At 63.5% G+C, this 12,148-nt stretch carries 10 protein-coding genes and 1 pseudogene; 5 read left to right on the top strand and 6 right to left on the bottom strand.

Translation table 11 applies throughout. From position 1 onward, the window contains the following. Positions 1-34: 34 nt before the first annotated feature. Complete coding sequence (locus ACF2JD_RS08520; RefSeq protein ID WP_440987188.1) at positions 35-2,011, top strand: methyl-accepting chemotaxis protein; 1,977 nt, start codon at positions 35-37, stop codon at positions 2,009-2,011. Positions 2,012-2,274: 263 nt separating this feature from the next. Here ACF2JD_RS08520 and rfaH read toward each other — a convergent pair whose 3' ends face one another. From rfaH to metN, 4 genes are all read right to left on the bottom strand, one after another. Beyond that, the gene (gene rfaH / locus ACF2JD_RS08515) at positions 2,275-2,775 is read right to left on the bottom strand and encodes a transcription/translation regulatory transformer protein RfaH (protein WP_106885915.1); all 501 of its coding nucleotides are present in this window, start codon (positions 2,773-2,775) and stop codon (positions 2,275-2,277) included. Positions 2,776-2,873: 98 nt separating this feature from the next. Further along, positions 2,874-3,674 carry a methionine ABC transporter substrate-binding lipoprotein MetQ gene (gene metQ / locus ACF2JD_RS08510; protein WP_106885916.1) on the bottom strand — a complete coding sequence of 267 codons (801 nt, stop codon included), beginning with the start codon at positions 3,672-3,674 and terminating at the stop codon, positions 2,874-2,876. A gap of 26 nt (positions 3,675-3,700) precedes the next feature. Then, entirely contained in the window at positions 3,701-4,354 is a 654-nt protein-coding gene (locus ACF2JD_RS08505; RefSeq protein ID WP_005327310.1) for a methionine ABC transporter permease, read from the bottom strand. Then, positions 4,335-5,378: a methionine ABC transporter ATP-binding protein MetN gene (metN, locus tag ACF2JD_RS08500; RefSeq protein WP_408856625.1), complete on the bottom strand. Its 1,044-nt coding sequence runs from the start codon at positions 5,376-5,378 to the stop codon at positions 4,335-4,337. The genes ACF2JD_RS08505 and metN overlap by 20 nt, the downstream gene beginning before the upstream one ends. Positions 5,379-5,877: 499 nt before the next feature. On the opposite strand from metN, the pseudogene ACF2JD_RS08495 reads away from it, so the two are divergent. Further along, positions 5,878-6,334 (top strand): annotated as a pseudogene (locus tag ACF2JD_RS08495) (hypothetical protein). A 93-nt stretch (positions 6,335-6,427) separates the two neighbouring features. Here ACF2JD_RS08495 and ppgK read toward each other — a convergent pair. Next, the gene (gene ppgK, locus ACF2JD_RS08490; RefSeq protein ID WP_440987187.1) at positions 6,428-7,168 is read right to left on the bottom strand and encodes a polyphosphate--glucose phosphotransferase; all 741 of its coding nucleotides are present in this window, start codon (positions 7,166-7,168) and stop codon (positions 6,428-6,430) included. Between the two features lie 83 nt (positions 7,169-7,251). Further along, positions 7,252-8,406, bottom strand: a complete 1,155-nt coding sequence (gene queG / locus ACF2JD_RS08485; protein WP_440987186.1) for a tRNA epoxyqueuosine(34) reductase QueG — start codon at positions 8,404-8,406, stop codon at positions 7,252-7,254. A gap of 132 nt (positions 8,407-8,538) precedes the next feature. Here queG and ACF2JD_RS08480 point away from each other — a divergent pair, with 132 nt between their 5' ends. The 3 genes from ACF2JD_RS08480 to ACF2JD_RS08470 are packed head-to-tail and all read left to right on the top strand — an operon-like array spanning position 8,539 to position 12,055. Then, positions 8,539-10,041 carry an NAD(P)H-hydrate dehydratase gene (locus tag ACF2JD_RS08480; protein ID WP_440987185.1) on the top strand — a complete coding sequence of 501 codons (1,503 nt, stop codon included), beginning with the start codon at positions 8,539-8,541 and terminating at the stop codon, positions 10,039-10,041. A 17-nt stretch (positions 10,042-10,058) separates the two neighbouring features. Next, positions 10,059-10,532, top strand: a complete 474-nt coding sequence (gene tsaE, locus ACF2JD_RS08475) for a tRNA (adenosine(37)-N6)-threonylcarbamoyltransferase complex ATPase subunit type 1 TsaE (protein ID WP_041206351.1) — start codon at positions 10,059-10,061, stop codon at positions 10,530-10,532. Then, positions 10,523-12,055: an N-acetylmuramoyl-L-alanine amidase gene (locus ACF2JD_RS08470; protein ID WP_368169781.1), complete on the top strand. Its 1,533-nt coding sequence runs from the start codon at positions 10,523-10,525 to the stop codon at positions 12,053-12,055. Before tsaE ends, ACF2JD_RS08470 begins: the two co-directional genes overlap by 10 nt. Positions 12,056-12,148 lie beyond the last annotated feature (93 nt).

Raw genomic sequence — 12,148 nt, 5'->3', positions numbered from 1 at the left:
AGGGCAGGATGCCCGCTGCGACACAAGGATGGTCATGAAAATATCAAGCAAGCTGTTGTTGAGTTTCTGTTTTATCAACCTGCTCATCATTCTCTCCTCCGCCCTTGTCTACCATCAGCTCGGCCGGATTGAAGCCTCCCAGGAGGCCTTGCTGGGCCAGGCCCTGCCAGCCCTGCAACGGGACGAGGCGAGCCAGAAGGCCCTGATCGCCACCGTCTCCTCCCTGCGGGCCTACCTCATTCTCGGCAAGGATCCCGCGCAAGGTACGCGCATCAAGCAGGAGTGGGAGCAGGCCTGGCGAGCCATAGAGCAGCAGGGATTCACGCCCGCCCTGAGCCGCGCCCTCAAGAGTTTCAAGGGAGCGCAGGAGAAGGTGTGGGCCCTGGCCCATACCGAAGATAACCTGCCGGCCCACACCCTGATGCTGCTGGAAGCCGGCCCCCTGGCGGAGGCGGCCCTCGATCAGCTGCAATCCATTGCCAACGAAGAGGTGGCGACGCCCCAGGAGACGCTGCCCGGCGATCGCCGCCTGCTGCTCAAGCAGGTGGGGGATGCCTACAACGGGCTGGCCAATGCCCTCTCCGCCCTGCGGGACTTCCTCATCTCGGGGGACAAGGAGTATCGCGACAAGTACCAGGACTACTACCAGTTCCATCTGCAGCGGGTGGCCGAGCTGAAACAGCAGCAGGCCAACTTCACCGAGGCGCAGAAGGGCTTGTGGACGCTCTTTGAGGAGATGTCTGCCCCCTTTGCCGAGCTGGTGGGACAGGTGATCGCCAGGCGGCAGGCGCCGGACTGGGATCAGGCCAACCACCTGATGGCCACCGACATTGAACCTGCGTTGACCCAGCTGGCCAGTCAGCTGGCGAGCCAGGTGACCCAGACCCGGGGAGAAGTGGACAAGATAGCGGGCAAGCTGGCCGGGGCCAGTCAGGCCATCCACCGCACCCTGCTGCTGGCGACCACCAGCGTCATCTTGCTCGGCACCCTGGTGGCCCTGCTGTTCAGCCGCCGTCTGACCCGTGACATCGCCAGCCTGGTGAACCGGGCCGGGCAGGTTGCCGATGGCCGCTTGCCGAGGGAGCCCCTGCCGGTGTTGCGCCAGGACGAGCTGGGCGGATTGACCGGCTCCATCAACCGGATGTCGAGCCAGCTACGCCAGCTGGTGGGGGAGATCCAGGGTGCGGTGGCGCAGGTGGAAGGGGCCGGCCGGGAGGTGGGTCAGACCACCAACGCCATAGTGGACGATCTGGCGAGTCAGAATCAGCGGCTGGATACGGTCGCGGCCGCCATAGAGCAGATGTCCGCCAGCACCAGGGACGTGGCGGGCAACATCGCCGATGCGGCCGGCGCAGCGCGTCAGACCGAGCAGCAGGCCAGGCAGGGGGAGCAGGCCCTCGCCCGCATGGGTGCCACCATGGCGCAGATTGCCGCCATGATCACCCAGGCCAATCAGGCGATGTCGCTGCTTCGCAGCCAGAGCGAGCAGGTGGGCCGCGTCACAGAGGTGATCGCCACCATAGCCGAGCAGACCAACCTGCTGGCGCTCAATGCCGCCATAGAGGCGGCGCGCGCCGGGGAGCAGGGGCGGGGGTTCGCCGTGGTGGCGGACGAGGTGCGCCAGCTGGCCAGCCGTACCAGCCAGTCGACGGCGGAGATCAACCAGACCATCGCCAGCATACAGCAGCAGACCCGGCAGACGGCCGATACCGTGGGCAGCGGCACCCTGTTGGTGGAGCAGGGCAGGGGCGCCGTGTCCTCGGCCACCGAGACCCTGGCGGCCATGTCGGCGCTGGTGCAGGATCTCTGCGGTCAGCTCGCCGCCATCGCCACCGCGACCGAGCAGCAGTCCAGGGTGGCCCAGGAGGTGGCGGGCACTGTGGAGGAGATCGCCGGGCTCAGCCATCAGTCCAGCGAACACAGTCAGCAGGGGGAGCTGATCGTCGCCAGACTGACCCGGGAGACGGGCCAGCTGACCGCGGCCATCAGTCGCTTCGAGCTGGATGCCTGAGTCAGGCTGAGGTGGCAGAAAAGCGGGGCAGGCCTATGGGCCTGCCCCGTTTTTTTCACTCCAGACGCCGGTTGTCGACGCTGCCGCGGTTTCCTGATTGAGCAGGCTGACCAGCAGGGGTATGGGGCGCTGCTCGCTGCCGACTCAGTCCAGACGCCGGAAGGCCTGATTGTCGACGCTGCTGCTGGTTTCCTGATTGAGCAGGCTGACCAGCAGGGGTATGGGGCGCGGCTCGCTGCCAACTCAGACCTGATGCTGGATGGTTAGTCCAGACGCCGGAAGGCCTGATTGTCGAAGCTGCTGCTGGTTTCCTGATTGAGCAGGCTGACCAGCAGGATGGCCCGCTTCTCCCCATCCGGCTCCAGGTAGATGGCCTCGAACCCGGCCAGGGGGCCTGATTCGATCAATACCTTGTCCCCTTGCGTCGGCAGGCAGGCGTAGCTGGCGCGTGCCTCGTCGCTGTCGTCCCGGCTCATCAGCCGGTAGATCAGCTGGCTGCTGACGGGGCTCCACTCCTTGCCGAAGTGGATGATGCGGCTGATGCCGCGGGTGGACTTCAGGGTGACCGGGGTGACCACTTCCAGATCCACGTAGATGAACAGGTAGTTGGGGAACATGGGTTCACGCTGCGGGACCCGTTTGCCACGCCGCAGTTTTTCCACTTCCACCATGGGGTAATAGGATTCAACGCCTTGCGCCGCCAGATGGGCGCGGGCGCGGGCCTCTTCCTTGGGCTTGCAGTAGGCCAGATACCATTTCTTCATTGTTGTTCTGTTTTTTCGTGTTGCCGTGCTTCTGGCTATGATAACGGGGGCAAAAAAAAAGGCCACGCTTGGCGTGGCCTTTTTTACAGAGTGAGTGATTACCAACCTTTCACCAGGCCGCCCTTGAACAGCTCGGTTCCCTTCTTGTAGACCTCGTCGGTCTGGAAGGCCTGGACGAACTCCTTGACCTTCTCGTCGTCCTTGTTGTTTTCGCGGGCAACGATCAGGTTGACGTAGGGGGACTCCTTGTCTTCGACGAAGAGGCCGTTTTCGGTCGGGGTCAGGCCAATCTGACCGGCGAAGGTGTTGTTGATGATGGAGAGATCAACATCTTCCAGGGAGCGGGGCAGCTGAGCGGCTTCCAGCTCGACGATCTTGAAGTTGCGCGGGTTGCTGGCGATGTCCAGCACTGTGGCTTCCAGACCGGCGCCTTCCTTCAGCTTCAGCAGGCCCTGCTTCTCCAGCAGGATCAGGGAGCGACCCAGGTTGGTCGGATCGTTCGGTACCGCGATCTGGGCGCCGTCTTTCAGCTCGGACAGGGCCTTGATCTTCTTGGAGTAGCCGGCGATCGGGTAGACGAAGGTGTTGCCAACCGGTACCAGCTTGAAGCCGCGATCACGGATCTGGGCATCCAGGTAGGGCTTGTGCTGGAAGGCGTTGACGTCGACGCTGCCGTCGTTCAGGGCCACGTTGGGGGTGACGTAGTCGGAGAAGGTGACGACCTCGACGGTCAGGCCGTATTTCTCCTTCGCCACCTTGGCCGCGGTCTCGATCAGTTCGGTCTCGGGGCCGGCGATGGCGCCGACTTTCAGGGTCTTGCTCTCTTCCTTCTGACCGCAGCCGACCAGTACCAGAGTTGCCAGCAGCGCAGCTGCCGCGGATTTAATGCCCAATTTCATAAAAACCTCCTGTCAGAAATCGACGATTAACGATGATCACATTGTTTGACCAGGCGCTCACCCGCGCTCTGGATGAGTTGAACCAGTACCACCAGAATGACCACGGTGACCAGCATGACGGTAGGGTCAAAGCGCTGGTAGCCGTAGCGAATACCCACATCCCCCAGACCACCACCACCGATGGCACCGGCCATGGCGGAGTAGTTCACCAGCGTGACCAGGGTGATGATGATGCTGTTGAGGATCCCGGGCAGGGCCTCTGGCAGCAGCACCTTGGCGATGATTTGCAAGGGTTTGGCACCCATGGCCTTGGCGGCCTCGAGCAGGCCGTCCGGCACTTCCATCAGGGCACCTTCCACCAGACGGGCGATGAAGGGGATGCAACCGACGGTCAGCGGCACTATGGCGGCTATGGTGCCTATGCTGGTGCCGACGATCAGCCGGGTCAGCGGAATGATGGCCACCAGCAGTATGATGAAGGGCACGGAGCGGCCGACGTTGACCACGATGCCGAGGATCTTGTTCAGCAGTGGGTTGGCCAGGATCTGGCCGGCCTTGGTCACGTGCAGTGCCACGCCCAGCGGCAGCCCGAGCAGGCAGCCGAACAGGGCGGAGGCAAACACCATGATCAGGGTGTCGCCGAGGGCTGTGATGAGCAGATTAATCATGGCTTCGGACATAACCCATTACCTCCAGCTGAATGTGGTTGTCGATGAAGAACTGCTGTGTGGCCTCGCACTGGGCCTCATCCCCGAACAGCTCCGCCAGCAGGAAGCCGAACTTGACGCCACCGGCGTATTCGATGTCTGCGCTCAGTATGCTGATGTCGATGTTGAAACGGCGGCTCACCTCGGAGATGAGCGGCGAATCGACGGTGGCGCCGGTGAAGCCGAGCTTCACCAGGGGATAGCTGTTGGCCACCCGCTCGCTGCTCATCCTGTCCTGGTACTCCTGGGGCACCTCCAGGTGGATGGTGGAGTGGATGAAGTCACGGGCCAGCTGGGTCTTGGCGTTGCTGAAGAACCAGGCCACTTCCCCCTGCTCGATCAGGCGACCGTCGCTGATGATGGCCACTTCGTCACAGATCCCCTTCACCACATCCATCTCGTGGGTGATGAGCAAGATGGTGAGCCCCAGCTTGACGTTGATCTCCTTGAGCAGGCTCAGGATGGATCGGGTGGTCTGGGGGTCGAGGGCCGAGGTGGCCTCGTCACACAGCAATACCTTGGGGGCCGGTGCCAGGGCGCGGGCGATGGCGACGCGCTGCTTCTGACCGCCGGAGAGTTCGGACGGATAGGCGTGGGCACGGGCTTCCAGCCCGACCAGGGCGAGCAGTTCCTCGACCCTCGCCTGGATCTGCGCCTTGCTCCAGCCCGCCAGCTCCAGAGGGAAGGCGATGTTGGCGAACACGGTGCGGGAGGCCAGCAGGTTGAAGTGCTGGAAGATCATGCCGATCTGGCGGCGAGCCTGGGTCAGATCCCGCTCGCTCAGGGCCACCAGATCCTGACCATCGACGATGACCTGGCCCTGGGTGGGGCGCTCCAGCAGGTTGACGCAACGAATAAGGGTGCTCTTGCCAGCACCGGAGGCGCCGATCACCCCGAAAATCTTGCCTTGTGGCACATGCAGGCTCACGTCACGCAGGGCGTGCACGGCGTCACTGCCTTTACCGTAGACTTTGTTGAGACCGATCAACTTAATCATGGATTCTTCCGTGCTAACAGCCTTAAAGCACAGGGCGCTACAGGCGGGTGAATTGGGCAGAGGTTTCACTGGGTTGCTCTGCCATCATGGAGGATGATGCTAAGATGTCCGGATGGCTGTGTCAACGCATGTTTCTACGTCTAGACGTCTAAAAAATGTATAAGGATTCCCGCTTCCTGACTAACGGCGGATAACAATCAGGATGGTATATTGTATTTGGATCCTGTATTGTGGCATTAACCGAATCCGATGGTTTATGCTGGGTAAAGGCTGGTTTTATTAGTGTGTCAGCCCGTTTTGTTATCGGCTATCGAGCCTGATGCTCCTCCATTTATTGCCACCATCCTGGCACAAATCGTTCCCTATTCGTTCCGGATCACCTGACTCACTTTGTCGGCCATCCCTTGATGCAGCGCAAGGGGGGCCTCGCTTTGGATTGGGTCGGTGGCGCCGTTTTTTTATACTGATGAAGTCGACAAGCATGGAGGGCAGTGCGATGATGCGATTTCAACAGATCAAAGAGTTGCTGCTCTATCTCGAACAGGTTCATCACCAGCTCGGGCTCTGTTACGGGCGTTTGACCAGTCAGGTGGATGGCGAGCGCAGCCGGATGTTGCTGGTCTATCTGCAAGGGCGTGAGGATGCGGCCAGTGCCCATCTGCACGAATATGCTGCTCAGCTGGGAGAGGCGGTCAAGGAGACCTGGCTGAACCGGGGTTTCAGCGAGGATATGCTGCCTGCCATTACCCGCTTCGAGCTGCCGGCATCAGTCCAGACTCAGGATATCGTCACTCAGGTATGCCGCTGGGAAGAGCAGCTGGTGGGCGAGCTGAGCCATCTGGCCCGGGAGTGCCCGACATCGGCCACCACCGCCTTTGCTCGAGAATCTGGCCGGGCTGGAGCAGACCCGCTTGACCCGACTGGTGCACGGGGTGCACCGACTCGACGACATGTAACGGGTGATAAGCGGCAAGATGACCGCAAAACAAAAGGGCCCGGCAGCAGTGCCGGGCCCTTTCTTGGTATCTGCTGATTGCAGTGAGCGTCGGTCAGCCCTGCTGCTCGGCCGCGTAGAGGGCGGCCCCTATGATGCCGGCCTGGTTGAGGTTGGCCGCCGCCACGAGGGGGGCCCGGGTCTCTATCCGGTCGATGAACTTGTCGAGCTTGGCGGCGCTGCCGCCTCCCAGGATGAAGAGATCGGGGGAGAAGAGGAACTCGAGGCGGGCCAGGTACTTGTTGAAGCGCTTGCCCCAGCGGTTCCAGGAGAGATCCTCGCGCTTGCGCACCGCATCCGAGCAGTAGTGCTCGGCGACCATGCCTTCCAAGATGAGATGGCCCAGCTCGGTGTTCGGCAGCAACTGGCCGTTGACGAACACCGCAGTGCCTATGCCGGTGCCGACGGTGATGAGGATGATGACCCCCTTGCGATCCCGGCCCGTGCCGAAGCGCATCTCGGCCAGCCCGGCCGCATCGGCGTCGTTGAGCACGTGGCAGGGCAGGCCGGTCACGTCGGCGAACAGGTGGGCGGCATCGGTCTCGATCCAGCTCTTGTCGATGTTGGAGGCATTCTTGGCGATGCCGTTGTGGATGGTGGCGGGGAAGCCGCACCCTATGGGCCCCTTCCACTGGAAATGCTCGACCAGCGCCTTGAGGGTGTGCGCCACGGCGGCCGGGGTGGCCGGTTGCGGCGTGGCAATGCGGTGGCGCTCGCCAATCAGTTCGCCAGTCTCGGTGTCCACCAGGCAGCCCTTGATCCCGGAGCCGCCAATATCTACTCCCAACATCTGCATCCGAATCTTCCTTTTATTGTGCCTATGGTCAATGGTCGGCAGAGCATGAAAAAAGTGCTGTCATCCGGCAAGGGCCAGATCACTTATGCGTGATCCGGCAGGCCTTTTTCGATGCAGCGGATCAGCAAACGGGTCTTCTTGTTCTCTTTCTCCTGGCGCGCGGCCAGGGTCGCCAGCGCCCATTCGATGTGTTCGGTCACCATGGGCTCGGCGCCGGGAAGCGCCTGCTGCAGGGCCGCCATGGCGTCGCTGCTGGCCGGGCCGTTGCCCAGCGCCACCGCCAGGTTGCGGCGCCAGCGTTGATAGCCGATGCGGCGAATGGGGCTGCCTTCGGTGTGCTTCAAAAATGCCGCCTCCGACCACTGCCAGAGGTCGAGCAGGGGTGGGCGGTGCAGATTGGGGCGGGGGCTGAAGTCGGGCTCTGGGCTCGCATCCGCATAGCGATTCCAGGGGCAGATGAGCTGGCAGTCGTCACAGCCATAGATGCGGTTGCCCATCAGCGGCCTGAACTCTTCCGGGATGGGGCCGTCGTTCTCTATGGTGAGATAGGAGATGCAGCGCCGCCCGTCCACCACGTAGGGGGCTATGATGGCGCCGGTGGGGCAGATGTTGATGCAGGCCACGCACTTGCCGCACTGCTCTTTTTCCACCGGGGCATCGACGGGGAGCGGCAGGCTGACCAGCAGCTCCCCGAGAAAGAAGAAGGAGCCGGCCGACTCATTGAGCAGCAGCGAGTGCTTGCCCACCCAGCCCAGCCCAGCCTTGGCCGCCAGGGGGCGCTCCAGTATGGGGGCCGAATCGACGAAGGGGCGCCACTCCCCCGTGGTTTCCTGCGTGGATGGCAACAGCGCCTGGCAGCGCTGCTCGATACGCTCCCCCAGCTGCTTGAGCCGGTTGCGCAGCACCTTGTGGTAGTCGCGCCCCAGGGCATAGCGGCTGATGTAGCCCAGGGTGGGGTCCTTCAGCGTGGCGGCAAAGCCCGCCTCGAAGGGGAGATAGTTCATCCGCACCGACAGCACCCGCAGGGTGCCCGGCAGCAGCTCCTGGGGCCGGGCCCGCATCATGCCGTGGCGCGCCATGTAGTCCATGGTGCCGTGATGACCCGCATCCAGCCAGGCCTGCAATCTGGGCTCCTCGAGGGCGAGATCCGTGTCCGTGATGCCGACCTGGTCAAATCCTAGCTCCCGTGCCCAGAGCTTGATATCGTGGGCCAGTTGCGCGAGTTCGGCGGCCGTCATTGTGTCTCACCTGCCTGCTGGCAGCGGCATGGCGCCCGCAGCACTGAGGGTGACGAGGGCCGTGCGCCGTCATGGCACGCCATATGCCAGGCCAGGAGTCGGGCCAGTGGATGATGAAGGTGGGGAGCCATCATGGTACAGGTTATCGAGGACGCTATCGGCAAAAAACAAGGCATCAGTCTAGCACAGCCCCTGTGGCGGGCCGAACAGATCCGCAAGATGGAGCAGTGCTGGGCCGAGCGTGAGGGGCAAGCCCTCTACGCCCTGATGGAGCGGGCCGGCGCCGCCCTGTGCAGCTATGCCCGCCATCACTGGCCCCAGAGTCACCACTGGTGGATCTTCGTCGGCCCGGGCAACAACGGGGGGGATGGCTATGTGCTGGCCCGCCTCGCCCGCCGACTCGGTCTAGAGCCCCTGGTGATAGCCGCCCGGGCGCCTGGGCTGCTCAGAGGGGACGCCAGGCGGGCCGCCGACGAGTGGTTGGCGGCGGGAGGAGAGGTGATGATGGCCGATGTGCTCGAGGGGGCGCAGTTCCCTCCGCCGGATCTGGTGATAGATGCACTGCTCGGCACCAGTGTCCAGCTCCCCCTCTCCTCGCCAATGACAAAGATCGTCGCAACAATCAATGACTTGAATGCCCCGGTTCTGGCGGTGGATCTCCCCTCCGGGCTCAATGCCGACACCGGCCGCGCCATGGGGGCCCTGGTGCACGCCACCCGCACCCTCAGCTTCATCGGCATCAAGCAGGGCATGCTCACCGCCGACGGGGTGGACGGCGTCGGCCAGCTCGACTGGGATCCCCTCGGGGTGGTGCCTGAGGCCGACCAGGTGCCCGCCGCCGAGCGCCTGGATTATCCCCGTATAAAGAACCTGCTGACTTCCCGTTCCCGCTCGGCCCACAAGGGCAAGCACGGCAAGGTGCTGCTGGTGGGGGGCAACCTGGGGATGCAGGGGGCCATACTGCTGGCGGGGCAGGCCTGCCTGCGGGCGGGGGCGGGTCTGGTGCGACTGTGCCAGCACCCGGACTCTCCCCCCGCCAGCCTGGTGCAGCCCGAGCTGATGGGATGCCCGGCCGGGAGTGACGAGGGGTGGGCCACGGTGCGAGTTCTGGGGCCCGGGCTCGGTCAGGATGAGTGGGGAAGGGCCCAGTTCGAACACTACCTCAGCGCCAGTCTGCCCCTGGTATTGGACGCCGATGGATTGAATTGGCTGGCGCAGGCACCCCGTCATCAGGATAATTGGGTGCTCACGCCCCACCCGGGGGAGGCGGCCCGCCTGCTGGGGTGCGCCGTCGCCGAGATCGAGGCGGATCGTTTCGCCGCCGTTTCCCGGCTGCAGCAGCGATACGGCGGCGTGGTGCTGCTCAAGGGGGCGGGCTCGCTCATCTGCGATGGCCAGTGCATCAGCCTCTGCGATGAAGGCAATCCCGGCATGGCCAGTGGCGGCATGGGGGATCTGTTATCTGGTATAATCGCCGCCCTCCTGGCTCAGGGCTGGTCTGCCGGCATGGCCGCGCGACTGGGGGCCGTGATCCACGCAGAGGCCGCCGATCTGGCCGCCGCCGAGGGTGAGCGGGGCATGTTGGCATCGGATCTGCTGCCCTGGATCCGCCGTCTGGTCAATCCGACACCGTAACAAGTAACAAGAAGAACATGGCAAAAACCTTGATGATGACACTGCCGGACGAGGCAGCAACTGTGGCACTGGGTGGCCGTCTGGCGCAGGCGTGCCAGCAGGCCACTACCGTATTTCTGCACGGCGCCCTCGGGGCCGGCAAGACCACCCTGACCCGCGGCTGGGTGCAAGGGCTTGGCCATCAAGGCAAGGTCAAGAGTCCTACCTATACACTGGTGGAGCCCTATGAACTGGCCGACTGGCAGGTCTATCACTTCGATCTCTATCGACTGGCGGATCCGGAAGAGCTGGAATTCATGGGCATTCGGGACTATTTCGGCGCCGACACCCTCTGTCTGGTGGAGTGGCCGGAGAAAGGGGAGGGCTGGCTGCCATCCCCCGATCTCGAGATTACCCTGACGTATGTGAACGAGCAGCGCGAGGCCCTGATTGCGGCCCGCACTGCTATTGGCGAAGCCATTCTGGAACGGTTGTCATCTCAGTGCGCTTGATCCTTGTTATTGCCCTCTCCCTGATGGCCTTACCCTCCTGGGCGAATCAGCTCAAGAGTGTGCGGGTCTGGCCATCGCCGGATAACACCCGGGTGGTGCTCGACATGAGCAGCGCCCCCAATTTCAACTACTTCACCCTGAGCGGCCCGAGTCGCCTGGTGATCGATCTCAAGGGGGCGAGCAACGCCGCCAACCTGGCTCGCATCGAGAACAAGAGCGAGCTGGTGCGCAAGATCCGCGAGAGCACGCCCCTTGAGAAGGGCAGTATGCGTCTGGTGCTGGATCTCAGCTCCGCCATCAAGCCGGTGGTGTTCCCGCTGGCACCGGCCGGCCCCTATGGCCATCGCCTGGTGATCGATCTGCCCTATGAAGAGAAGGGTGGCGCCACGGCGCAGCCCGCTCCCGTCGGCGGTCAGGGCAAGGCCATCGTCATCGCCATCGACCCTGGTCACGGCGGTGAAGATCCCGGCTCCATAGGCCCGCGCCGCACCTACGAGAAAAGGGTGACCCTGTCGGTGTCCCAGAAGCTGGCGGCGCTGATCGACCGCGAGCCGGGCATGCGTGCCGTGATGACCCGTCGTGGTGACTACTTCGTCGACCTCAACAAGCGCTCCGAAATCGCCCGCAAGGCCAAGGCGGATCTGCTGGTGTCCGTGCATGCGGACAGCTTCCACAACTCCACGCCGCGCGGCGCCTCGGTCTGGGTGCTGTCGACCAATCGCGCCAACCGCGAGATGGGTAGCTGGCTGGAGAAGCAGGAGAAGCAGGGGGAACTGCTGGGCGGTGTGGGCAAGGTATTGGCCGAATCCGACCCCAATCCCTATCTGGCGCAGACCTTCCTCGATCTCTCCATGGACAAGTCCAGGGCCGAGGGCTATGAGGTGAGTCGCCAGATACTGCGCTCCATGGGACGGGTTGCCCGGCTGCACAAGAAGGCACCGGAGCACGCCAGCCTGGCGGTGCTCAAGGCGCCGGACATTCCCTCCGTGCTGGTGGAAACCGGCTTCATCTCCAACCATGCGGAAGAGAAGCTGCTGGCCACTGCCAGCTACCAGGATCAGCTGGCCCGCGCCATCTTCGAGGGGATCCGCAGCTACTATCGCAGCCACCCGACCAAGGGCCCCATGATGACGGGCAAGGGGCAGCGAGTGGCCAGCGCCAGCCAGCCTGTGGCGAAAAAGGCGGCAGTTGCCCCCGCGCCCCGGCAGCAGGTGACCAACCGGATGCCAGCGACAGTGCCGAGCCGCAGCAGTGATGGCGGCGCCCCGGTCAGCAGCGTCGGCAGCGCCTCCGGTGCCGGGGTGATCAAACCCTACAAGGTGGCGGCCAAGGAGCCGAGCGTGCCGGTCGCAAGCGTGCAGAGCGACGACAAGTCCCAGATGATCCGCCACGTGGTCACCCGCGGTCAGAGCCTCTCCCGCCTCGCCGAGAAGCACGGCGTGAGCCAGGCGCGGCTGGTGGAGATCAACAAGCTCAAGTCACGGGATATCCAGATAGGGCAGGTGCTCTATATCCCGAAATAAATGGGCTGTTTTAGTGATTGTCCGGGTTGATAGCCCATCGAAAACACGGTTGTCATTGGGTTAACCCCCTCCCAGCCTCCCCCTTCAAAGGGG

Source organism: Aeromonas ichthyocola (assembly GCF_046087985.1).
GTDB classification, from domain to species: domain Bacteria; phylum Pseudomonadota; class Gammaproteobacteria; order Enterobacterales; family Aeromonadaceae; genus Aeromonas; species Aeromonas rivipollensis.
The sequence above is the reverse complement of the archived record's forward strand: the minus strand, read 5'-3'. Positions and strand labels throughout refer to the sequence as shown.

Bases quoted from the DNA above. Each gene is read 5' to 3' on its own strand.
- ACF2JD_RS08520 (WP_440987188.1), top strand. From the start codon at position 35: ATGAAAATATCAAGCAAGCTGTTGTTGAGTTTCTGTTTTATCAACCTG.
- rfaH (WP_106885915.1), bottom strand. From the start codon at position 2,775: ATGAAGAAATGGTATCTGGCCTACTGCAAGCCCAAGGAAGAGGCCCGC.
- metQ (WP_106885916.1), bottom strand. From the start codon at position 3,674: ATGAAATTGGGCATTAAATCCGCGGCAGCTGCGCTGCTGGCAACTCTG.
- ACF2JD_RS08505 (WP_005327310.1), bottom strand. From the start codon at position 4,354: ATGTCCGAAGCCATGATTAATCTGCTCATCACAGCCCTCGGCGACACC.
- metN (WP_408856625.1), bottom strand. From the start codon at position 5,378: ATGATTAAGTTGATCGGTCTCAACAAAGTCTACGGTAAAGGCAGTGAC.
- ppgK (WP_440987187.1), bottom strand. From the start codon at position 7,168: ATGCAGATGTTGGGAGTAGATATTGGCGGCTCCGGGATCAAGGGCTGC.
- queG (WP_440987186.1), bottom strand. From the start codon at position 8,406: ATGACGGCCGCCGAACTCGCGCAACTGGCCCACGATATCAAGCTCTGG.
- ACF2JD_RS08480 (WP_440987185.1), top strand. From the start codon at position 8,539: ATGGTACAGGTTATCGAGGACGCTATCGGCAAAAAACAAGGCATCAGT.
- tsaE (WP_041206351.1), top strand. From the start codon at position 10,059: ATGGCAAAAACCTTGATGATGACACTGCCGGACGAGGCAGCAACTGTG.